Annotated in this window: 20 protein-coding genes; 8 read left to right on the top strand and 12 right to left on the bottom strand. The window is 67.6% G+C overall.

What is annotated here, in order from left to right:
- Positions 1 to 68: 68 nt before the first annotated feature.
- The 4 genes from ureC to IB278_RS01815 are packed head-to-tail and all read right to left on the bottom strand — an operon-like array spanning position 69 to position 3035.
- Entirely contained in the window at positions 69 to 1787 is a 1719-nt protein-coding gene (ureC, locus tag IB278_RS01800) for an urease subunit alpha (RefSeq protein WP_192322483.1), read from the bottom strand.
- Positions 1788 to 1790: 3 nt separating this feature from the next.
- Entirely contained in the window at positions 1791 to 2096 is a 306-nt protein-coding gene (locus IB278_RS01805; protein ID WP_192322484.1) for an urease subunit beta, read from the bottom strand.
- An 8-nt stretch (positions 2097 to 2104) separates the two neighbouring features.
- Positions 2105 to 2704 (bottom strand): HupE/UreJ family protein, encoded by a 600-nt coding sequence (locus tag IB278_RS01810; protein WP_145740415.1) that lies wholly within the window; start codon positions 2702 to 2704, stop codon positions 2105 to 2107.
- 28 nt (positions 2705 to 2732) lie between these two features.
- Entirely contained in the window at positions 2733 to 3035 is a 303-nt protein-coding gene (locus IB278_RS01815; protein WP_015867014.1) for an urease subunit gamma, read from the bottom strand.
- 105 nt (positions 3036 to 3140) lie between these two features.
- Between IB278_RS01815 and IB278_RS01820 the strand changes: the two genes are divergently transcribed.
- From IB278_RS01820 to IB278_RS01830, 3 genes are all read left to right on the top strand, one after another.
- Positions 3141 to 6770, top strand: a complete 3630-nt coding sequence (locus tag IB278_RS01820) for an ATP-binding protein (RefSeq protein WP_192322485.1) — start codon at positions 3141 to 3143, stop codon at positions 6768 to 6770.
- Positions 6771 to 6784: 14 nt separating this feature from the next.
- Positions 6785 to 7816, top strand: a complete 1032-nt coding sequence (locus IB278_RS01825) for a response regulator transcription factor (RefSeq protein ID WP_145740422.1) — start codon at positions 6785 to 6787, stop codon at positions 7814 to 7816.
- A gap of 79 nt (positions 7817 to 7895) precedes the next feature.
- Positions 7896 to 8606 carry a hypothetical protein gene (locus tag IB278_RS01830; protein WP_225612653.1) on the top strand — a complete coding sequence of 237 codons (711 nt, stop codon included), beginning with the start codon at positions 7896 to 7898 and terminating at the stop codon, positions 8604 to 8606.
- 31 nt (positions 8607 to 8637) lie between these two features.
- Here the strand turns inward: IB278_RS01830 and IB278_RS01835 are convergent, their stop codons facing one another.
- The gene (locus IB278_RS01835) at positions 8638 to 8946 is read right to left on the bottom strand and encodes a DciA family protein (protein ID WP_145740424.1); all 309 of its coding nucleotides are present in this window, start codon (positions 8944 to 8946) and stop codon (positions 8638 to 8640) included.
- A 195-nt stretch (positions 8947 to 9141) separates the two neighbouring features.
- Between IB278_RS01835 and secA the strand changes: the two genes are divergently transcribed.
- The 5 genes from secA (at position 9142) to IB278_RS01860 (ending at position 16625) form a co-directional block, all read left to right on the top strand.
- A complete protein-coding gene (gene secA, locus IB278_RS01840; protein WP_192322486.1) occupies positions 9142 to 11934 on the top strand; it encodes a preprotein translocase subunit SecA in 2793 nt (930 codons plus the stop codon).
- 34 nt (positions 11935 to 11968) lie between these two features.
- Positions 11969 to 13198: a bifunctional glutamate N-acetyltransferase/amino-acid acetyltransferase ArgJ gene (argJ, locus tag IB278_RS01845; protein ID WP_192322487.1), complete on the top strand. Its 1230-nt coding sequence runs from the start codon at positions 11969 to 11971 to the stop codon at positions 13196 to 13198.
- A gap of 82 nt (positions 13199 to 13280) precedes the next feature.
- A complete protein-coding gene (locus tag IB278_RS01850) occupies positions 13281 to 14156 on the top strand; it encodes an ATP-binding protein (protein WP_192322488.1) in 876 nt (291 codons plus the stop codon).
- Positions 14153 to 14608: a (deoxy)nucleoside triphosphate pyrophosphohydrolase gene (locus IB278_RS01855; protein ID WP_145740432.1), complete on the top strand. Its 456-nt coding sequence runs from the start codon at positions 14153 to 14155 to the stop codon at positions 14606 to 14608. Before IB278_RS01850 ends, IB278_RS01855 begins: the two co-directional genes overlap by 4 nt.
- A 61-nt stretch (positions 14609 to 14669) precedes the next feature.
- Positions 14670 to 16625, top strand: a complete 1956-nt coding sequence (locus IB278_RS01860; RefSeq protein WP_192322489.1) for an acyltransferase family protein — start codon at positions 14670 to 14672, stop codon at positions 16623 to 16625.
- Between the two features lie 5 nt (positions 16626 to 16630).
- Here IB278_RS01860 and IB278_RS01865 read toward each other — a convergent pair whose 3' ends face one another.
- From IB278_RS01865 to IB278_RS01895, 7 genes are all read right to left on the bottom strand, one after another.
- A complete protein-coding gene (locus IB278_RS01865; RefSeq protein ID WP_145740436.1) occupies positions 16631 to 16843 on the bottom strand; it encodes a DNA gyrase inhibitor YacG in 213 nt (70 codons plus the stop codon).
- 58 nt (positions 16844 to 16901) lie between these two features.
- The gene (gene zapD / locus IB278_RS01870; RefSeq protein WP_018906807.1) at positions 16902 to 17657 is read right to left on the bottom strand and encodes a cell division protein ZapD; all 756 of its coding nucleotides are present in this window, start codon (positions 17655 to 17657) and stop codon (positions 16902 to 16904) included.
- Between the two features lie 36 nt (positions 17658 to 17693).
- Positions 17694 to 18713: a hypothetical protein gene (locus tag IB278_RS01875; protein WP_145740438.1), complete on the bottom strand. Its 1020-nt coding sequence runs from the start codon at positions 18711 to 18713 to the stop codon at positions 17694 to 17696.
- A 6-nt stretch (positions 18714 to 18719) separates the two neighbouring features.
- Positions 18720 to 20213 (bottom strand): MBOAT family O-acyltransferase, encoded by a 1494-nt coding sequence (locus tag IB278_RS01880; RefSeq protein WP_145740440.1) that lies wholly within the window; start codon positions 20211 to 20213, stop codon positions 18720 to 18722.
- 78 nt (positions 20214 to 20291) lie between these two features.
- Positions 20292 to 20897, bottom strand: coding sequence for a dephospho-CoA kinase (gene coaE / locus IB278_RS01885; protein ID WP_192322490.1), 606 nt, complete (start codon positions 20895 to 20897; stop codon positions 20292 to 20294).
- 10 nt (positions 20898 to 20907) lie between these two features.
- Entirely contained in the window at positions 20908 to 21873 is a 966-nt protein-coding gene (locus tag IB278_RS01890; RefSeq protein ID WP_145740443.1) for a prepilin peptidase, read from the bottom strand.
- Positions 21873 to 23102 (bottom strand): type II secretion system F family protein, encoded by a 1230-nt coding sequence (locus tag IB278_RS01895; RefSeq protein WP_145740446.1) that lies wholly within the window; start codon positions 23100 to 23102, stop codon positions 21873 to 21875. Before IB278_RS01895 ends, IB278_RS01890 begins: the two co-directional genes overlap by 1 nt.
- Positions 23103 to 23120: the final 18 nt, after the last annotated feature.

Below are 23120 nucleotides of genomic sequence, written 5' to 3' on the forward strand. Positions count from 1 at the left end.
ACCTGTGAGGATACGCAGCCTGTCAAGGGGATGCCCGAGGGGCGCTTCAAGGCCCCGCAGGCTTCGCGTCAGAACAGGAAATACCGCTGCGTCAGCGGCAGCTGCACCGCCGGATCGCAGGTCAGCAGATGCCCGTCGGCGCGCACCGCATAGGTCTGCGCATCAATCTCCATCTTCGGCGTGTAGCCGTTGTGGACCAGATCCTTCTTGCGCACGTTGCGGATGTTCTTCACCGCGCTCAGGTGCTTCGAAAGACCATAGCGTTCCTTGATGCCCGCGGCCAGCCCGGCCTGCGAGACGAAGGTCAGCGAACTCCTGGCCAGCGAGCCGCCGTAGCTGCCGAACATCGGGCGGTAGTGCACCGGCTGCGGCGTGGGGATCGATGCGTTGGGGTCGCCCATGGCGGCCATGGCGATGGTGCCGCCCTTGAGGAGCGTGAAGGGCTTCACGCCGAAGAAGGCGGGCTTCCAGATCACGATGTCGGCCCACTTGCCGACCTCGATCGAGCCCACCTCGTGCGCGATGCCGTGCGAGATGGCGGGGTTGATCGTGTACTTGGCCACGTAGCGCTTCGCGCGGAAGTTGTCGTTGCGCTCGTTGTCCTCGGGCAGCTTGCCGCGCTGCAGCTTCATCTTGTGCGCGGTCTGCCAGCAGCGCAGAACCACTTCGCCGACGCGGCCCATGGCCTGGCTGTCGGAGCTGAACATGCTGATCGCGCCCAGGTCGTGCAGCACGTCCTCGGCGGCGATGGTTTCCTTGCGGATGCGCGACTCGGCAAAGGCCAGGTCCTCGGCAATGCCGGCGTCCAGGTGGTGGCACACCATGAGCATGTCGACGTGCTCGTCGAGCGTGTTCACGGTGTAGGGCATGGTGGGGTTGGTGGAGGAGGGCAGGAAATTGTCCTCGCCCACCACGCGCAGGATGTCGGGCGCATGGCCGCCGCCCGCGCCTTCGGTGTGGAAGGCGCAGATCGCGCGGCCGCCCACGGCCGCGATGGTGTTCTCGACGAAGCCCGATTCGTTGAGCGTGTCGCTGTGGATCGCCACCTGCGTGTCGGTGGCGTCGGCCACGTCCAGGCAATTGCTGATGGCCGAAGGCGTGGTGCCCCAGTCTTCATGCAGCTTGAGTCCGATCACGCCGGCCTCGATCTGCTCGTGCAGCGCATCGGGCAGGCTCGCGTTGCCCTTGCCGAGGAAGCCCAGGTTCATCGGGAACGCATCGGCGGCCTGCAGCATGCGCTCGATGTGCCAGGGGCCGGGCGTGGCGGTGGTCGCGAAGGTGCCGGTGGCGGGGCCGGTGCCGCCGCCCAGCATGGTGGTGATGCCGGAGGCGAGTGCTTCCTCGATCTGCTGCGGGCAGATGAAGTGGATGTGGCTGTCGATGCCGCCGGCCGTGACGATGTTGCCCTCGCAGCTGATGATCTCGGTGCCGGGGCCGATGACGATGTCCACGCCCGGCTGCACGTCGGGGTTGCCGGCCTTGCCGATGGCGGCGATGCGCCCGTCCTTCAGGCCGATGTCGGCCTTCACGATGCCCCAGTGGTCGAGGATCAGCGCGTTGGTCAGCACCGTGTCGACCGCACCCTGGGCCCTGGTGCGCTGCGACTGCGCCATGCCGTCGCGGATCGTCTTGCCGCCGCCGAACTTCACTTCCTCGCCGTAGCCGCCGGCGCGCAGCGTGTAGTCGGCCTCGACCTCGATGACGAGCTCGGTGTCGGCGAGCCGCACCCGGTCGCCCACGGTGGGTCCGAAGATCTCGGCGTACGCACGCCGTCCAATCGTTGCCATGGCTTAGAGCTTTCCTTGAACGAGGCCGCGAAAGCCGTAGACGATGCGATCGCCCGAAAAGTCGACGAGCTCGACCGTGCGCTGCTGGCCCGGCTCGAAGCGCACCGCGGCGCCCGAGGCGATGTTCAGCCGCATGCCGCGCGCGGCCTCGCGGTCGAAGCCGAGCGCGCCGTTGGTTTCGGCGAAGTGGTAGTGCGAGCCGACCTGGATCGGCCGGTCGGCGGTGTTCTGCACCACCAGCGTGAGGGTGCGGCGGCCCGGGTTGAGCGTGTGCTCGCCGTCGTCGGTGAAGAGTTCGCCGGGGATCATGGCCCGCCTCAGATGGCCTGTGCCAGCAGCGTTGCGCCCAGGCCGAGCACTGCGGCGCCGGCCATGCGCGGCAGCCATGCGTTGGCGTGGCGCAGCGCCCAGCCGGCGGCGATGCCCGCTGCGTGCAGCAGCACGGTGGCGCCGACCATGCCGGCCAGCGTGAGGGCGGCGCCCTGTTCGCCCGCGAGTTCGTGGCCGTGCGCCACGCCGTGGAAGACGGCGAACAGGCCCACCAGCGCCGCAGCCGCTGCGGCCGGCAGGCGGATGCGTGTGGCGACCAGCAGGCCCAGCACCAGCAGCGAGGCCGCGATCATCGGCTCGACCGCCGGCAGCTGCACGCCCGCCAGCCCCATCAGCGCGCCCACGAGCAGCATGCCCGCGAAGGCCAGCGGTGCCCACAGCAGGTCGGGCCAGGCGCGGCGCGCGGCCAGCGCGCTCCAGAGGCCGACCGCGACCATGGCCGCCAGGTGGTCGGCGCCGGTCAGCGGGTGCAGGAAACCGGTGGCAAAGCCGTGGTGCACGCCGCCGTCGGCGCCGGTATGGGCGCCGGCTGCGAGCGGCAGCAGCATGGCAATGAGGGCAAGCGTCTTGGAAGCGTTGTGGCGCATGGCAGGCTTTCTTGTTCTGTAGGGAAAGTCAGACGATGGGTTGGTGGACGGTGACCAGCTTGGTGCCGTCGGGAAAGGTGGCCTCCACCTGGATGTCCGGGATCATCTCGGCGATGCCGTCCATCACGTCGGCGCGGGTGAGCACGGTGCGGCCCTCGCTCATCAGCGCCGCCACGCTCTTGCCGTCGCGCGCGCCTTCCATCACGGCGGCGGAGATCAGCGCGACGGCTTCGGGGTAGTTGAGCTTCAGCCCGCGCGCCTTGCGGCGCTCGGCCAGCAGTGCTGCGGTGAAGATCAGCAGCTTGTCTTTTTCGCGCGGGGTCAGTTCCATGGGAGGCGGCTTCGGGTGGCGTGGAGGTCGGCCATTATTGGGCAGGCTTCGTCTTTGCAACAGTCGTGCCGGTGTTCGCCAAAAGACGTATGGATGGCACGAAAGATGCACCGAAACGGTGTGAACCCCGATGCCGCCACCTCCAGCCCCGATGACGCGCCCCAGCGCATCGTCAAGGTGCGGCGCGACTACAACAGCTGGGTGGCGAGCGAGACGCTCGAGGACTACGCGCTGCGCTACACGCCGCAGCGCTTTCGCAAGTGGTCCGAATGGCGCGTGGCGAACACGGCCTTCGGTGCGGCCTCGTTCCTGGTGCTGGAGGCGGTGGGCGCGACGCTGCTGGTGCAGTACGGCTTCGCCAACGCGTTCTGGGCCATCGTGGCCACGGGGCTCATCATCTTCCTGGCGGGCCTGCCGATCAGCGTGTATGCCGCGCGCTACGGGGTCGACATGGACCTGCTCACGCGCGGCGCGGGCTTCGGCTACATCGGCTCCACGCTCACCTCGCTGATCTACGCATCGTTCACCTTCATCTTCTTCGCGCTCGAAGCGGCGGTGATGGCCTATGCGCTCGAGCTCGCGCTCGGCGTGCCGCCGGTCTGGGGCTACCTGGTGTGCGCGCTGGTGGTGATTCCGCTGGTGACGCACGGCGTCTCGGCCATCAGCCGGCTGCAGCTGTGGACCCAGCCGCTCTGGCTGGTGATGCTGGTGGTGCCTTTTGTCTTCGTGCTGGTGCGCGATCCTGGTGCGTTCGCGGGCATCGTGCACTACAACGGTGTGAAGGCCGGCGCCAAAGGCTTCGACCTGCACCTGTTTGGCGCGGCGCTGACGGTCGGCATCGCGCTGATCACCCAGATGGGGGAACAGGCCGACTACCTGCGCTTCATGCCCGCGCGCACCGCCGCGGGTGCGCGGCGCTGGTGGGCCGGCGTGCTGGCCGGCGGGCCGGGATGGGTGGTGCTGGGCGTGGTCAAGATGCTGGGCGGCGCGCTGCTGGCTTATCTGGCGATCACGCACATGGTGCCGGTCGAGCGGGCGGTCGATCCCAACCAGATGTACCTGGCGGCCTACGAGTACGTGTTTCCGAACTACGGCTGGGCCGTGGCCGCGACCGCGCTGTTCGTGGTGATCTCGCAGCTCAAGATCAACGTGACCAACGCCTATGCGGGCTCGCTGGCCTGGAGCAATTTCTTCTCGCGCGTGGCGCACAGCCATCCGGGGCGCGTGGTGTGGGTGGTGTTCAACGCGCTCATTGCCTTCATGCTGATGGAGATGAACGTGTTCGAGGCGCTGGGCGACGTGCTCGGCCTGTTCGCCAACATCGCCATCGCCTGGATGATGGCGGTGGTGGCCGACCTGGTCATCAACAAGCCGCTGGGCCTGTCGCCGCCGGGCATCGAGTTCAAGCGGGCCCACCTGTGGGACATCAACCCGGTGGGCGTCGGCGCGATGGCGCTGGCCTCGGTGCTGTCGATCACCGCGCACCTGGGCGTGTTCGGGCCGCTCGCGCAGGCTTTCTCGGCGCTCATCGCGCTGGGCACGGCGCTGGTGGTTTCGCCGCTGCTGGCCTGGGCCACGGGCGGCAAGTACTACCTGGCGCGGGGCTCGGCCGGCCATGGCGCAGTCGCCTTCGCGCCGGCCGCGGGCCCGCGCGCGGTGCGCTGGGCACGGGTCGAGCACGCTGTGGACGAGGGTGGCGCGGAAGGCAGCTACCAGCGCCTCAAAGTGCAGCACTGCGTGATTTGCGAGCGTGAGTACGAAGGCCCCGACATGGCTCACTGCCCGGCCTACCAGGGCGCAATCTGCTCGCTGTGCTGCACGCTCGACGCGCGCTGCGGCGACCTGTGCAAGCCGCATGCGAGCCTGTCGGCGCAATGGTCGTCGGTGCTGCGCTGGCTGCTGCCGCGCTTCAGCTGGCGCTACCTCGACACCGGGCTGGGGCACTTCCTGCTGCTGATGCTGATCATCGTGCCGGTGCTGGCGGTGGTGTTCGGCGTGCTCTACCAGCAGGAGCTGCGCGCATTGGCCGAGAGCGCGCAGCAGCTCGCCTCGCAGTCGGAACTGGCCGAGGCGCTGGCCGGCGTGCAGCAGTCCGCGCTGCGCTCGGGCTTTCTGAAGGCGTACATGGCGCTGCTGGTGATTGCGGGCGTGGTGGCCTGGTGGCTGGTGCTGGCGCACCAGAGCCGGAGAGTCGCGCAGGAAGAATCGAACCGCCAGACCCATCTGCTGATGCGAGAGATCGAACTGCACCACGCGACCGACCGCGCATTGCAGTCGGCCAAGCAGACCGCGGAGGAGGCGCGCGAAGTCGCCGAGCAGGCCAAGCTCGCGGCCGAGCAGGCGCGGCGCGCCGCCGACCAGGCCAACCAGGCCAAGAGCCGCTACATCAGTGCCATCAGCCATGAGCTGCGCACACCGCTCAACAGCATCCTGGGCTACGCGCAGCTGATGGGCGAGGACCAGTCCGTGCCGCCGCACCGCCAGCAGGCGGTGGCGGTGATCAAGCGCGGCGGCGAGCATCTGCTGTCGCTCATCGAGGGCACGCTGGCCATTGCGCACATCGAGGCCGGCAAGCTCACGCTGCATGCCAGGCCCATGCGTTTTGCCGACACCCTGCGCGAGCTGGCCGACATGTTCGAGCTGCAGGCGGCCGAGAAGGGCCTGCGCTTCCGCTTCGAGACCACGGGCAGCTTGCCCGAGGTGGTGCGCGCCGACGAGAAGCGCGTGTGCCAGATCCTCATCAACCTGCTGGGCAATGCCATCAAGTTCACGGCCGCGGGCGAGGTGACGCTGAGGTTGTCCTATGCACGCGAATTCGCCTCGGTCGAGATCGAGGACACCGGCCCCGGCATGACGGCCGAAGACATCGAGCGCATCTTCGAGCCCTTCACGCGCGGCGATGCGGCCGCGGCCTCCACGCCTGGCGCGGGGCTGGGCCTCACCATCGCCAAGATGCTGACCGACCTGATGGGCGGCGAGATGAAGGTGCGCAGCACCCCGGGCGAAGGTTCGCTCTTCTGCGTGCGGCTCTTCCTGCCGCGCGTGCACGATGCGGCCGGCGCCCCGGGCCGGCCGGTGCCGCTGCAGCCTGCGCGGCGCGGCTACGAAGGCCCGCGCCGGCGGCTGCTGGTGGTCGACAACGAGGAGGCCGACCGCGAACTGCTCGGCCACGTGCTGGCGCCGCTCGGCTTCGAGCTGCGCAGCGCCGCCAGCGGCCACGATGCACTCGACCTCGTCGCGGCCGGCTACCGCCCCGATGCGATGTTCGTCGACCTCGCGATGCCGGGCATCGATGGCTGGGAGACGATCCGCCGGGCCCGCAGGCTCGGCCTGGCCGATGCCTGCGTGGCCATCGTCTCGGCCAATGCCTTCGACAAGGGCCTGGAGAACGACGTGGGCATTGCGCCGGAAGACTTCTTCGTCAAGCCGGTGCGCCACACGGAACTGCTCGACTGGCTCGAGCGCCGCCTCGGCCTGCGGTGGACCGACACGGCGGCCAAGCCCGCGCCCACCGCCGCGGCGCGCGCCATGCGGGCGCCTTCGCTGGCGCGGCTGCGCGCACTCGACGAAGCGGTGAACCTGGGCTACTTTCGCGGCATCATGAACCAGCTCGACGAGATCGATACCGAAGAGCCCGAATGCCTGGCCTGGACCGAGGCGCAGCGCGTGCTCGCGCGCCAGTTCCAGTTCGAGGCCATGAGCCGGGCGCTGGCTGCCGCGGTCAGCGCGGCCTGAAGAACAACAAGTCCATGGAAACCACACCGCTTGCAAGAACGCTGCGCGAACAGGGCGCCAACAGCGACCTGGTGCTGATCGTCGACGACGTGCCCGACAACCTCGCGGTGCTGCACGATGCGCTCGACGAGTCGGGCTACACCGTGCTCATTGCCACCAACGGCGAACAGGCGCTGCAGCGCGCCGCGCAGGCGCGCCCCGACATCGTGCTGCTCGACGCGATGATGCCGGGCATCGACGGCTTCGAGGTGGCGCGCCGGCTCAAGGCCGATGCCGCGACGGCGCACATCCCCATCGTGTTCATGACCGGCCTCACCGAAACCGAGCACCTGGTGGCCGCGCTCGAGGCCGGCGGCGTCGACTACGTCACCAAGCCGATCAAACCCAAGGAAGTGCTGGCCCGAATGAACGTGCACCTGCAGGGCGCCCGCCGCGCCCGGCAGGACGCGCGCCAGGCCGGCCAGGCGCGCAATGCGCTCGACGCCTTCGGCTACGCGAGCATCACGGTGCGCCTGCCCGAGGGCAAGCTGATCTGGCAGACGGCGCTCGCGCGCGAGCTGCTGCAGCGCTACTGCGACACCCGCGCGCCCGAGACGCCGCCGGTGGTGCTCGAATGGCTGCGGCGCCATGCGCCCGAGGCCAGGCAGCAGGGCATCGAGCCGCCGGCGCTTTCCATCGTGCAGGGTTCCGCCGGCCCGTCCCAGGGCGCGAGCGCGAGCAGCCTGAGCCTGCGCCTGCATCGGCAGACCGGGCAGGACGACGACGGCGACGAATGGATGATCGTCATGCGCGAGGTCTCCGACACCGCCGTGATCGAGGCCATGAGCCTGAGCCTGAAGCTTACGGCGCGCGAGGCCGAAGTGCTCTACTGGGTGGTCAAGGGCAAGACCAACAAGGACATCGGCGAGATCCTGGGCAGCAGCCCCGCCACGGCCAAGAAGCACCTGGAGCGGGTGTACGTGAAGCTCGGCGTCGAGACTCGCACCGCCGCCGCGGGCGTGGCCATCAAGCGCATCCGCGAGCTGCAGCCGCAGTTCGAGATCTGAGAATCGGCCCCGCGGGCGCCGCGCCGCCGCGGCGACTTTTGCCCTCCCTAGAATGCCGGGGACTTCGGGATGACGGGCGATGAAAAAGAACAGACGCAGAACAACAACCATTCGACGGCCGCAACCTGCCTGGCCGTGGGTGGCGGCCTGCCTGGTGGCAAGCGCGGGTGCGCACGCGGCAGGCCATTTCGACGTCGACGACGCCGGCATGCTCGATCCGGGCCAGTGCCAGTACGAAGCCTGGTGGGGCCGCACCGGCACCGAACCGGTGAACGGGCTGCACATCGGTCCGTCCTGCCGTGTCGGGCCGGTCGAGCTCGGGCTCAATGCCGACCGGCTGTCGGCGCAGGGCGTGCACTCGGTCATTGCGGGGCCGCAGCTCAAATGGAATTTCTACGGACCCGCGGCCGATGCGCCGCTGAGCGCGGCGCTGTCGCTCGGCGCCGTGTTCGACCTCAGGCGCGGCGGCCGTGCCGGCGGGCAACTGGTGCTGCCGGTCACCTGGCGTCCCGCGGACAGCCTGCAGGTCCATGCCAACCTCGGCGCCGACTGGGCCACCGGCACGGGCGCGCGCACGCCGCGCGGCGGGCTGGCGGCGGAGTGGGCGCTCGATGACAAGGTCTCGCTGATCGCCGAGCGCAGCCGCGCTTCGGGTGTGTGGACTTCGCGCGTCGGCGGGCGCTTCAGCCTCACGCCGCAGGTCAGCGTGGATGTGAGCGCCTCCAGGACGGGGCCCGGCGGCGTGCGCGGCTTCGTCGTCGGGCTGAACCACGAGTTCGGGTGGAAGTAGCTGGCGGCAGGCCTGGGCCCGTTCGTTCCGGTCAACGCCCGGATTGCACCTTGATCCGGATCGTGTTCACGTCCCAGCCCTTGCTGCGCAGCCGGCTGACCAGCATCGGCGACAGCTGGCGCAGCTTGGCGGCGGCCGCGCTGCCGTTGACCAGCAGGCACCACACGTCGCCTTCGGCCGGGCCGGCCTGCACGGCCGGTCGCATGGCCGGCGGAATCAGCCCCTCGACCGCCCGCAGCCGCTCGCTCGCGTCGCGCGCACGGGCGATCAGGCTCGCCAGGGTGGGCGAACCTTCGGCGGCCTGCTGCAGCGTGAAGGGGGGGACGGAACGGCGATTCATGGGTAATCCGGAGGGTGGAACAAGGGCAGCTAAAATGCCCGGTTTGCCGACGCTTGCGCCGGCAGATCCGGTCTGGAGCCGCTTGCCTTCTTCGGAGCTTGCATTCGAAGAAGATGCGCCCAACTGCTTTCACCATATCTTAGGGAATCCGGTCGCAGTGCCTGCCTGGTCAGGTGCACGCCCATCTCCACGCCAATGGCAACCAACTTCCTGACCCAGATTTTCGGCAGTCGCAACGACCGGCTCCTCAAGCAGTATCGCAAGACGGTGGAGCGCATCAATGCACTCGAACCCGAATTCGAGAAGCTCAGCGACGATGGGCTGCGCGCCAAGACCCAGGAGTTCAAGGACCGCATCGCCAAGGGCGAAAGCCTCGACGACCTGCTGCCCGAAGCCTTCGCCACCGTGCGCGAAGGCTCCAAGCGCGTCATGAAGATGCGCCACTTCGACGTGCAGCTGCTCGGCGGCATGGCCCTTCACAACGGCAAGATCGCCGAAATGCGCACCGGCGAGGGCAAGACCCTCACGGCCACGCTGCCGGTGTACCTGAACGCGCTGTCCGGCAAGGGCGTGCACGTGGTCACGGTGAACGACTACCTCGCCAACCGCGACGCCCAGTGGATGGGCCGCCTGTACAACTTCCTGGGCCTCACGGTGGGCATCAACCTGCCGCAGATGCCGCGCGAGGAAAAGCAGCAGGCCTACGCCAGCGACATCACCTACGGCACCAACAACGAGTACGGCTTCGACTACCTGCGCGACAACATGGTGTACGAGCCCGGTGACCGGGTGCAGCGCGTGCTGAACTACGCCATCGTCGACGAGGTGGACTCCATCCTGATCGACGAGGCCCGCACGCCGCTGATCATCAGCGGCCAGGCCGAAGACCACACCGACCTCTACCTGGCCATCAACAAGGTGGTGCCCCTGCTGACCAAGCAGGAAGGCGAGGCCGATCCGCGCACGGGCGAGGGCGTCACGGTGCCGGGCGACTTCACGGTCGACGAGAAGACCCACCAGGTGTTCCTCACCGAGGACGGCCACGAGAAGGCCGAGCAGCTGCTGGGCGAATTCAAGCTGCTGCCCGAGGGCGCTTCGCTCTACGACCCGGCCAACATCACGCTGATGCATCACCTGAACGCCGCGCTGCGTGCGCGGCACCTGTACCACCGCGACCAGCATTACGTGGTGCAGCAGGGCGAAGTGGTCATCGTCGACGAATTCACCGGCCGCCTCATGACCGGCCGCCGCTGGAGCGACGGCCTGCACCAGGCCGTGGAAGCCAAGGAAGGCGTGCAGATCCAGGCCGAGAACCAGACGCTGGCCTCCATCACCTTCCAGAACTACTTCCGCCTCTACAGCAAGCTGGCCGGCATGACCGGCACGGCCGACACCGAGGCCTACGAGTTCCAGGAAATCTACGGCCTCGAGACGGTCATCATCCCGCCGAACCGCATCAGCAAGCGCGACGACCAGCTCGACCGCGTCTACAAGACCACGCGCGAGAAATACGAAGCGGCCATCCAGGACATCCGCGAATGCTACGAGCGCGGCCAGCCCGTGCTGGTGGGCACCTCGTCGATCGAGAACTCCGAGATCATCGACGGCCTGCTCACGCAGGTGGGCCTGCCGCACCAGGTGCTCAACGCCAAGCAGCATGCACGCGAAGCCGACATCGTGGCGCAGGCCGGCCGCACGAAGATGATCACCATCGCGACCAACATGGCCGGCCGCGGCACCGACATCGTGCTGGGCGGCAACATCGAGAAGATGATCGAGGCCATCGAGAACGACGAAGGCCGCGACGAAGCCACCAAGGCAGCCGACATCGCGCACGTGCGCGCCGAATGGACCAAGGACCACGAGTTCGTCAAGTCCCTGGGCGGCCTGCGCATCATCGCGACCGAACGCCATGAGTCGCGCCGCATCGACAACCAGCTGCGCGGACGTTCGGGCCGCCAGGGCGACCCGGGCTCCTCGCGCTTCTACCTGAGCCTGGACGATCCGCTGATGCGCATCTTCGCGGGCGACCGCGTGAAGGCGATCATGGACCGCCTCAAGATGCCCGATGGCGAGGCCATCGAAGCGGGCATCGTCACGCGCAGCATCGAGAGCGCGCAGCGCAAGGTCGAGGCGCGCAACTTCGACATCCGCAAGCAGCTGCTCGAGTACGACGACGTCTCGAACGACCAGCGCAAGGTGATCTACCAGCAGCGCAACGACATCCTCGACGCGGCCGACCTCTCGGCGCAGATCGCGGCGCTGCGCGAAGGCTGCTTCACCGACCTCGTGCGGCAGTACGTGCCGGCCGAATCGGTCGAGGAGCAGTGGGACCTGCAGGGCCTGGAGAAGACGCTTTCCAACGAATGGGGCATCGACATGCCCCTGAAGCAGCAGGTCGAGGCGGCCGAGGCGGTGAGCGACGAGGACATCGTCGACATGGTGGTGAAGGCCGCCAACGACAGCTTCGATGCCAAGGTGGCGCTGATCGGCCAGGAAAACTTCACCCAGTTCGAACGCATGGTGCTGCTGCAGAGCATCGACACGCACTGGCGCGAGCACCTGGCCTCGCTCGACTACCTGCGCCAGGGCATCCACCTGCGCGGCTATGCGCAGAAGCAGCCCAAGCAGGAGTACAAGCGCGAGGCCTTCGAACTCTTCGGCCAGCTGCTCGATTCGGTCAAGAACGAAGTCACGCGCCAGCTCATGACGGTGCGCGTGCAGTCGGGCGAGCAGCTCGAGGAAGCCGCGGAAGCGCTCGAGAGCCGCGGCGAGAACGTGTCGAACATCACCTACAGCGCGCCCACCGAAACCGGCGAGGTCGAGGTGCGGCTGGATGAGGAAAACCAGCGCCGCATCGCGGCCGCCGGGCTGGGGCTGGGCACGCTCGGTGCCGAGGCCGCGGCCTTCGCCCGTGTCGGCCGGAACGACCCTTGCCCCTGCGGCAGCGGCAAGAAGTACAAGCACTGCCACGGCAAGCTCAGCTGACCCAGAAACTCCCTTCCGAGAAGAGAAAACCGCCATGCCCGTGAACCTGTCCGCCCCTGATCCTGCCGCCTTGTTCGCGGTGCCCGGCGTCCGCATCGGCGTAGCCGAAGCGGGTGTGCGCAAGGCCAACCGCAAGGATCTGACCGTCGTGCTGATCGACGAAGGCTCCGCGGTCGGCGGCGTGTTCACCCAGAACCGCTTCTGCGCAGCGCCGGTGCAGGTCTGCCGCGACCACCTGGCAGCCAACTACGGCATCCGCGCCATGGTCATCAACACCGGCAATGCCAACGCCGGCACCGGCGAAGACGGCCTGATGCGCACGCGCTCCACCTGCATTGCGCTCGCGCGCCAGCTGGAGATCGCGCCCGAGCAGATCCTGCCGTTTTCCACCGGCGTGATCATGGAGCCGCTGCCGGTGGACCGCATCGAAGCCGGCCTGCCCGCCGCGCTGGCCGACGCTTCGGAGAACCACTGGGCGCGCGCGGCCGAAGGCATCATGACCACCGACACCATCCCCAAGGCGTTCAGCCAGCGGGTCCAGGTCGGCGGCGCCACCGTCACCATCACCGGCATCAGCAAGGGCGCCGGCATGATCCGCCCGAACATGGCGACCATGCTGGGCTTCATGGCGACCGACGCCAAGATCGATCCCGCGCTGATCCAGCCGCTGGCCAGGCGGCTGGCCGATGCCTCGTTCAACCGCGTGACCATCGACGGCGACACCTCGACCAACGATTCCTTTGTGGTCATCGCCACCCAGAAGGCCGCGCACGCCGCCATCAGCTCGCTCGATTCGCCCGAGGGCAAGGCCCTGGTCGACGCCATGCAGAACGTCGCGCGCCTGCTCGCGCAGGCCATCGTGCGCGACGGCGAGGGCGCGACCAAGTTCATCACCATCCAGGTCGAGGGCGGCCGCAATGCCGCCGAGTGCAGGCAGGTGGCCTATGCCGTGGCCCATTCGCCGCTGGTCAAGACGGCCTTCTATGCGAGCGACCCGAACCTCGGCCGCATCCTCGCGGCCGTGGGTTACGCGGGCATCGAGGATCTCGACCAGACCGGCATCGACCTGTTCCTCGACGACGTGCACGTGGCCGTCAAGGGCGGGCGCAACCCGTCCTACCGCGAGGAAGACGGCCAGCGCGTGATGAAGCAGAGCGAGATCACGGTGCGCATCGGCCTGGGCCGCGGCAATGCCAGCGAAACCGTGTGGACCTGCGACTTCAGCCACGAGTACGTCACGATCAACGCCGACTACAGGTCATGATGGCCCCCACGCTACGCACTTCGTGTCTTCGCTGCCCCCCGAGGGGGCGCTCAACGCCCTTCGGGCGGCCGGGCGGTCGTCGATGAACGAAAAGTTCGAAAAGCTGATCGAGCGCGCCGAGCAGCTGATCGGCCGCATCGAATCGATCCTGCCCCAGCCGCTGGCCGCCCCTGCCGACTGGAACGCCTCGATCGCCTGGCGCTACCGCCGCCGCAGCTCGGGCCACGGCGTGCTCGAACCCGTCAAGCACGTGGCCGCCATGGCGCTCGACAGCCTGAAGGAAATCGATGTCCAGAAAGAAAAGATCGAGCGCAACACGCGCCAGTTCGTCGAAGGCAAGCCGGCCAACAACGTGCTGCTGACCGGTGCGCGCGGCACGGGCAAGTCGTCGCTGATCCGCGCCTGCCTGCAGGCCTATGCGCCGCAGGGGCTGCGGCTGATCGAGGTCGACAAGGCCGAACTCACCGACCTGCCCGACATCGTCGAGGTGGTGTCGCAGCGGCCCGAAAAATTCATCGTGTTCAGCGACGACCTGAGCTTCGACGAGGGCGAGCCGGGCTACAAGGCGCTCAAGTCCATTCTCGACGGCTCGATCGCCGCGGCCACGCCCAACGTGCTGATCTACGCGACCAGCAACCGGCGCCACCTGCTGCCGGAATACATGAAGGACAACCTCAGCTACACCCACACCGAGGACGGCGAAGTCCATCCCGGCGAGGTGATCGAGGAAAAGATCTCGCTGTCGGAGCGCTTCGGCCTCTGGGTCAGCTTCTATCCGTTCAGCCAGAACGAATACCTGGCGATCGTCGCGCAGTGGCTGTCGTCGTTCGGCGTCGACACCGCCGCCATCGAGGCGGCGCGGCCCGAGGCGCTGGTCTGGGCGCTCGAGCGCGGTTCGCGCAGCGGCCGCGTGGCCTACCAGTTCGCGCGTGACTACGCCGGACGGGCCACGGCATGAGCAGCCAGCCGCAAGGCCGCAAGCACACCGAGGTGGCCGTCGGCGTGCTGATCCGGCCGGCCGACGGTGCGCTGCTGCTGTCCACCCGCCCCGAGGGCAAGGCCTATGCGGGCTTCTGGGAGTTTCCGGGCGGCAAGATCGAAGCGGGCGAAACGGTGGAGCAGGCACTGCGCCGAGAGCTGGAAGAAGAACTCGGCATCACCATTGCGGGGGCCGAGGTCTGGAAGGTCACCGAGCACGACTACCCGCATGCGCTGGTGCGGCTGCACTGGTGCAAGGTCACGGCCTGGAGCGGCGAGTTCGAAATGCGCGAAGGCCAGGCCATGCGCTGGCAGCAGCTGCCGCTGGACGTGGCGCCGGTGCTGCCGGGCGCCCTGCCGGTGCTCGAATGGCTGACCCAGGAGCGCGGCCTGCCGGCCTCGGCGGCGCTGGCGGTCTCGACGCTGGCCTGATGGACGGGGCCGCGCAGGCGGACGGGCGCGTGCAGCCGGCGCCGCGGGCCTGAAGCACCACATGATGCACCCCAAGTACCGCCCCGACATCGACGGCCTGCGCGCCGTGGCGGTGGCCTCGGTGCTGGCCTTCCATGCGTTTCCCGATGCGCTGCCGGGGGGCTTCATCGGGGTCGACATCTTCTTCGTGATCTCGGGCTTCCTGATCACGACCATCATCATGCAGAGCCACGCGGCGGGCGACTTCAGCTACCGCGACTTCTACGCACGCCGCATCCGGCGGATCTTTCCGGCGCTCACGCTGGTGCTGCTGGCCACGCTCGGCTTCGGCTGGTATGCGCTGCTGCCCAGGGAGTTCACGGAACTCGGCAAGCAGGCAGCGGGCGGCGCCGCCTTCATCGCCAACTTCGTCTTCTGGAGCGAGGCCGGGTACTTCGACACGGCGGCCGAAACCAAGCCGCTGCTGCACCTGTGGTCGCTGGGCATCGAGGAGCAGTTCTACATCTTCTGGCCCCTGCTGCTTGCGCTGGCCTGGCGCCGGCGCTGGCCGGTCCTTCGGCTGCTCTGGGTGCTTGCGGTGGCATCTTTTCTCGTCAATGTGCTGACCATCCATCCCTATCGCACGGCGGCCTTCTATTCGCCCGCTTCGCGCTTCTGGGAACTGATGGTGGGTGGCATCCTGGCCTGCATGCGCCTCAAGGCCGCGGGCAAGGCGCCGGCGCCGGCCTGGCGCAGCCACCTGCAGTCCTGCCTGGGCGTGGGGCTGATCGTGCTCGGGCTCGTGATGACCCGCAGCGACAAGGCCTTTCCAGGCTGGTGGGCGCTGCTGCCCACGCTGGGCGCCGCGAGCTGCATCGCGGCCGGGCCTGCAGGCCTGCTCAACAGGCATGTGCTTGCGAGCCGGCCGATGGTGTGGATCGGGCTCATCAGCTATCCGCTCTACCTGTGGCACTGGCCCCTGCTGGTGTATGCGCGCATCGTGGAAGAGGGCGAGCCGGCGGCGTGGATCCGCGCCTGCCTCGTGCTGGCGAGCGTGGCGCTGGCCTGGCTCACCTATCGCTTCGTCGAGCGCTTCACCCGCGCGCGGACCCAGGTGGGCATGCTGCGTTCGCTGGTGGCCGGCAGCATGGCGATTGCAGTGGCCGGCCTGCTGGCGCTGGGCGGCATGCCGCCGCGCAACGGCAGCGACCTGCTGCGCAAGGTGACCGACGCCACCGTGGACGACAACTACTACGCCGGCTTCGAGCAGCAGAAGATCGGCGCCTATCCGGTCAAGCGCGTGGGCAGCGGGCCGCGCACGGTCCTGCTGATCGGCGACAGCCACATCCTGCAGTACGCACCCCGCGCCCTGGCGCTCGCGGACAGCGCGCCCGCGCGCGTGGCGACGACGTACTTCTCGACCTATGGCGCCTGCCCGCCGGTGCCCGGCATGGTCGCCGAAGGCAACCCGGGCTGCGAAAAGGCGCGCGACGAGATGCTGGCGCTGGCGCTCGATCCGCGGATCGACACGGTGGTGGTCGGGGCCTGCTGGAACTGCTATTTCACGGGCAACTTCGCGCTGCCCTTCTACTTCCGCGAAGGCGATGCAGCCTACCTCGTGAACAACGGCGGCGAAGGCCTCGGCCGTTCGCTGGCCTCGCTCGAGCAGCTGCTGGCCGAACTGGTGCGGCAAAAGAAGAAGGTCTACCTGCTGCTGGACAACGCCAGCGGTCCCGAGTTCGAGCCGCGGCGCCTCATCGAAGGCAGCCGCATGGGCCGGATGGTGGCATTGCGCAGCACGCCCACGGCGCCGCTGCCGCCGGAGCAGGCGCGGCTCAACGAGCAGCTGAAGGCGCTGGCGCGGGCGAGCGGCGCGGAGCCCATCGACGTGATGGCCAGGCTTTGCAGCGGCGGGCAGTGCCTGCGTGCAACGCCGGACGACGCGCCGGTCTACAAGGACCGGGAGCATCTGCGCCCGGCCTACGTGCGCCAATACGCAGACTATCTGGACGGCGTCCTGCTCGCGCCGCAGCCGTAGCGCGCCTACTGGACTTTCTTCGGATCGCCGAAAGGCTCGTCGTCGGCCGGCGCTTCGGCCGGCATCCGGAACTCCTCGCTGGCCCAGGCGCCGAAGTCGATGCCCTTGCAGCGTGCGCTGCAGAAGGGGCGAAAGGGGTTGCGTTCGGCGTAGACACTGTCGCCGCCACACGAGGGGCAGCGGACGATCCGCTCGCCGATCTTGTTCACGTCGCTCATGGGATGGATAACCTTCGTGCTTGCCCTGCGGTGCGCGCCCTGGAGACGAGCCGGCGGCTCAGGCGCAGAGCGTGAGTTCGAATGCGACGTCGTCGCTGCTCGGGTGCAGGCGGTCGTCGGCTTCGTGCCGCATCATCCGCACCGACACCATGAGCCGGTTGCCGCTGATTTCGGGAATCAGCCCCAGCTGCGGATCGATGCGCAGGCGCAGCAACTGGAAGCTGCGCCCCTGCGGCAGGTTCTGCTGGAATTGTCCGCCGGTGGCGATGACCTTGTAGGGCACATCGGCATCGCGCAGCAGCTTGAGCAGCAGGTAGATGGATTCGGCCAGCGGCGAAAGCGTGGCCGACCAGCGTTCGAGGTCGGCGCGGCGGCTGGCCGCGCTGCGGTGCTGCCAGGCGTAGTAGGCGGGCAGGTCGAATTCGCAGGTGCCGCCCGGAATGCCCGCGCGGCTGCGAATGCTCATGAGCCACTCGTTCTCGGTCAGCGACTGGCCGGCCTTGCCGGCAACGGCATTGAGGGTGGCGAAGTTGCGTTCGAGCTGGCCGACCACCTGGTCGAGCACGGCCTCGGCAATGGCCGGATTGCCGCGGTAGCTGTTGAAGACGTTCTTGTGCTTGTCCAGGTCGCGCATCACGTCGGCCTTGAGGTCGGCGCGCGCGGCGACATCCATGATCTCGAAGATCGTGACCAGGGCGTAGTGGTGCGAGAGCGCGGACTCCGAGGGCACCAGCTCCCCGAGGCGGCGGAACAGGTGCTCCAGCCGCAGGTAGGTGCGGATGCGCTCGTTGAAGGGGTACTCGTAGAGGATCACGCGGTTCTATAGCTTTCCTGTCGAGCCATCATAGCTTCAGGGCGATTTCGAGGGAGGCGTCGGCACCACCTCGCGCACGGCCGCCAGCATGCGTTCTCCCAGCGCGAGCTGGCCATGCATGGACATGTGGGTGTCGTTCGAAAAATAGAAATCGTGGATCTGCGTGCGCTTCTCGCGCGTGAACGCGTAGAGATCCGGTCCCGCCAGCCCGGAGGTGCGGAACCCGGCTTCGAAATCCTTCGAGTAGTCGGGCTTCAGGTACACGGTGGTCTTGTTGGGAATCACCATCCACATGATAGGAAGCTTGCTGTGCGCCTTTGTGAAATTCTTCATCCATTCCAGGTGCGCAAGGGTCAGCGGCCCATTGTCGTCATCTTCAGCGAAAAAGGGCATCTTGTCGCACAGGCGGTGGGAGAAGAGCTTGCAACCGTCGGGCACCGGGCGCACCCAGGTGTTCCAGTCGAAGTGGATGTCTGTTGCAGACTTTTTCGCTTTCCAGGTGTTGTAGTAGGTCGTGATGCCGGTCAGGAACTGCACGTTCCAGTTGGGCGCGGGGCTGGGCACGGTCTCGTCGGGCGTGATCAGCGGATGGTCCATGGCGTCGTAGGGCCGGATCATCTTCTGGCACTTCATGCTGTCCTTGGTGCGGTCGCCGAGCAGGCGTTCCACGCTCTCGATGATGATCAGCTTGCCCTTGAAGCCCGTGCGCTCGATCCATTGGTCGAAGTCGCTGCACAGCGCGTTCTCGTACTGGCCCCAATAGGTGGTCGTGACGCGGTAGCCGGCCTTGGCAAGCACCGACTGCCAGCGGAAGGTCATGGAGAAGCTGTCGCCGATCACCATGATGTCGGCCTGGTCCACCGGCGTGCCCTTGAGATAGGCGGGGTCGACCTTGGGCGGCGGGGCGGTCCAGCCGAATTCGCGCTCGGACAGGCGGCCGATCCGCGTGAGGTCGCCGTAAGGCACGGGGCTGGTGAGCGAAACGATCCACAGCGCCATCAGGACGATGTAGCCGATCAGGAAGAACCGCAGCCAGACTTTCGCGGGCGTCGTCATGTCGAATCAGAATTGGAAGTAGAGGAACGGGCTGTAGTTGCCCAGCTTCGAGACGCACCAGGCGAAGAGCGCGAAGGTACCGATCGCCAGCACGGCCGAGGAGCACCACGCCATGACGCGCTGGCCGGCCACCGCCTTCGGGTGGGGAATCCAGCGCTCGAGCGTGATCGTCGGCGGCAATGCGAGGCAGATCACGATGCCCACGAGCATGGTCTGGAAGAACTCGGGCTTGCGGAACGGAACCGGCCCGAACTCGCTGAACGCGGAAGGCGGTGCGCCGTGCAGGCCGAGCATGCCCTTGTAGATGGCCATGGCCGTGTGGACGCCATCGGCGCGGAACACGATCCAGGCCAGTACCACGCACAGGAAGGTCAGGAACCAGCCCAGCACGCGCGCGACCGGCCCTGCCGGAATGTTGCGCCGCACCTTGGCGTTCCAGAGGTGGTTGATCATCAGGAACACGCCATGCAGCGCGCCCCAGATCACGAAGGTCCATGCGGCGCCGTGCCAGAGCCCGCCCAGCAGCATCGTGAGGAACAGGTTCAGGTAGCGCCGGGCCGGGCCCTTGCGGTTGCCGCCCAGCGGCACGTAGAGATAGTCGCGCAGGAAGTTCGACAGCGAGATGTGCCAGCGCCGCCAGAACTCGATGATGTTGGTCGACTTGTAGGGCGAGCGGAAGTTGAGCGGAAGCTGCACCCCCAGGCACAGCGACAGGCCGACCGCCATGTCCGAATAGCCCGAGAAGTCGAAATAGATCTGCAGCGTGTAGGCGAGCGCGCCGAACCACGCGGTGTAGAGCGTGGGCTCGATGCCCTTGTGCACGCCGTTGAACATCATGTCGGCGTACTGCCCCACCGGATCGGCGATCAGCAGCTTCTTGGCGAGGCCGAAGGTGAAGATCGCAATGCCGAGCGCCACCTTGTTGGGGTCGAACCGGTAGGTGGCCGCGTTGGCGAACTGCGGCATCATCTGCGCGTGGTGCAGCACCGGGCCCGCGATCAGGTGCGGAAAGTAGGTGACGAACAGCACGTAGTGGATGAAGCTGCGCTCATGCACCTTGCCCTGCCAGCAGTCGACCAGGAAGGCGATCTGCGTGAAGGTGTAGAACGAGATGCCGATCGGCAGCACGATGTGCAGCAGCGGGATCTGCGACAGGCCCGCTGCGGCCAGCCCGTCGTTCACGTTCGAAACGAAGAAGTTGGCGTACTTGAAGACCGCGAGCACGCCCAGGTTGACCACCAGCGCCGCCACCAGCAGCGACTTGCGCTTGCGGTCGTCCCGGCCCGGCGCGGGCGACAGGCGCAGCCCGAACCAGTAGTTGATGCAGATCGACGCCACCAGCAGCGGAAGCGCCTTGACGCTCCACCAGCCGTAGAAGAACAGCGAGGCCAGGGCAAGGAAGCCCGCGGCGGACCGGGCGTTGCGCTTGCCGATCAGGAAGAACCCGATCAGTACCAGCGGGAAGAAGACAAAAATGAAGGGATACGAATTGAAAAGCATCGCAGGAGGTGAGGGCACTCCGGCGAGCGCCTTTTTTGTCTTGGTCGTTATGCGGCCGCTCTGGCGGCCAGTCCCGGATTATCGCGTGCCGGGCGGGACCCACCGCTTCCAGAGACTCCGGACCTCTGCAGCGAGTTCCTCCAGCGAGAGCGACTCGTTGAAAATGACCGCGTCCGCGGCCGCCCTGCGCAGCCCGCGCGGCGCCTGCTGGGCGATCACCGCGCGCACCGCCTCGGGCGTCCAGCCGGAGCGCGCCACGACGCGCCGCAGCTGTGTTTGCTCGGTGGCATCGACCACCAGCACCCGGTCGACCAGGGCCCGCCAGCGGCCGGATTCGACCAGCAGCGGCACATCGAAGACCACCACCGCGTCCGGGCCGGCGTTGGAGGCCATGCGTTCCGTCTCGGCGCCGATCAGCGGATGCAGGATCGATTCGAGGCGCTTTTTGGCGCTGTTGTCGGCGAACACGAGCTGCCGCATCGCTGCGCGGTCGAGTCCGCCGTCCGCCGCGATGACGGTGGGCCCGAAGGCGGCCTCGACGGCCGGCATCGCGATGCCTCCGGGCAGCGCAATGCGGCGTGCGATGGCGTCGGTGTCGACCAGCACGGCGCCTTCGGCGACCAGCAGGGCCGCGACCGTGCTCTTGCCGCTCCCGATGCCGCCCGTCAGGCCGATGCGCCGCATCACGCGCTCCTCAGCGAGCGAATGCGCCGAGCGGGAAGGCGAAGGGAATCCATTGCCTCACGAGCTCCGGGCCCGCCACCAGGCAGACCAGGCCGGCACCGGCCAGAAAGGGACCGAAGGCCATGGGAATGTCCTTGTGCGCCAGCTTCCCGACAAGACGCAGCGTGATGCCGATCACGGCGCCCACCAGCGATGAGACGAGGATGATGGCAATGAGGTAGTCGGCCCCGAGCCAGGCGCCGAGCGCCGCCAGCAGTTTGAAGTCGCCATATCCCATGCCTTCCTTGCCCGTGGCCAGGCGATAGCCATGGTACACAAGCCACAGGCTCAGGTAGCCGAACACGGCGCCCCAGACCGCCGAGCTCAGCGCGGTGCCGGTCCAGCCCATGGCCGCGCCGACGAGCCCGAGCCAGAGCAGCGGATAGTTGAGCGCGTCGGGCAGGAACTGGGTGTCGAAGTCGATCAGGAACTGGCAGACCAGGAACGCCGCGAACGCCGCCCAGAGCGCGCCGGTGGGCGTGAGGCCGAAGCGGTAGGCGCACAGCGCGAACAGCGCGCCGGTCACCAGTTCGACCAGCGGATAGCGCGGGCTGATCGGCGTGCCGCAGGCGGCGCAGCGGCCCCGCAGCACCAGGTAGCTCAGCACCGGAATGTTCTGGTACCAGCGGATCTTGTGGCCGCAGGCGCCGCAGCGCGAGGCAGGCCGGGTCAGATCGAACGGCGGCAGCGCCTCGATGGCCACGGCCGCCTTGTCCGCCGCAGCCTCGAGCCCGGCCGGGGGCTGCGCCTTCGGCCCGAACACCAGCGACCAGAGCGACGGAACGTCCTTGGACGACATCAGGTTGGCCACCGCGTCGGCCAGCCAGCTCCGGTACATCATGACCGGGGTGCGGTAGATCACCACGTTGAGAAAACTGCCGACCAGCAACCCGAGGACGCCGGCGAACGCGGCGTCGAACTCCTGCGACACCAGCATCAAACGACCTGGCCCAACTTGAAGATCGGCAGGTACATCGACACCACGATGCCGCCGATGATCACGCCCAGGAACACGATGATGATGGGCTCCATCAGGCTCGAGAGGCCGGCCACCATGTCGTCCACCTCGGACTCGTAGAAGTCGGCGGCCTTGCCGAGCATGTGGTCGATGGAGCCGGACTCCTCGCCGATCGCGGTCATCTGGATCACCATCGAGGGGAACAGGTTGACGTTGGTCATGGCCGTCGTGAGGCTGGTGCCGGTCGAGACCTCCTGCTGGATCTTGGCCGTGGCGTCGCCGTAGACGGTGTTGCCCGAGGCGCCGCCCACCGAGTCGAGCGCCTCGACCAGCGGAACGCCGGCGGCGAACATGGTGGCAAGGGTGCGGGTCCAGCGGGCCACGCACGACTTCTCGATCAGTGTGCCGAAGATCGGCACGCGCAGCAGCGCACGGTCCATGACCCGCTGCACGCGCTCGTTGCGCTTCCAGGCCTGCAGGAAGAAGTAGGTGCCGCCGCCGATCACGCCGAAGATCAGCCACCAGTAGGAGACGAAGAATTCGCTCATCGCCATCACGAACAGCGTGGGCGCGGGCAGGTCGGCGCCGAACGAGGTGAACACCTGCTTGAAGGCCGGGATCACGAAGATCATGATGATGGCCACCACCACGAACGCAACCACCACCACGGAGGTGGGATACATCAGTGCCGACTTGATCTTCGACTTGATCGCCTCGGTCTTCTCCATGTAGGTGGCCAGCCGGTCCAGCAGGTCTTCCAGGATACCGGCCGCTTCGCCGGCTTCCACCAGGTTGCAGTAGAGGTTGTCGAAGTACTTTGGAAACTTCCGGAAGGCGGATGACAGCGAGGTGCCGGTCTCCACGTCGCTGCGGATGTCGTTGAGCAGCTTGGCCACGCTCGGGTTCGCATTGCCGCGGCCCACGATGTCGAACGACTGCAGCAACGGCACGCCGGCCTTCATCATGGTTGCGAGCTGGCGCGTGAAGATCGCGATGTCCTTGGGCTTGATGGACTTGCCCGAGCGCATGCGGCGCTTCTTGATCTTGGACGCGAGGACCCCCTGGCGCCGCAGGGCGGCCTGCACCTGGTTCTCGCCGGCGGCCCGGAGCTCGCCGCGCACCAGCTTGCCGTTGCGGTCCTTGCCCTCCCACTCGTAGACAAATTCCTTGAGCGTGTTCGGGGTGCGGGTGGATGCCACTGTTGCCATTCGATCTCCGATTTCTTG

The organism is Variovorax sp. VRV01 (assembly GCF_014852545.1).
Taxonomy (GTDB): Bacteria; Pseudomonadota; Gammaproteobacteria; order Burkholderiales; family Burkholderiaceae_C; genus Variovorax; species Variovorax beijingensis_A.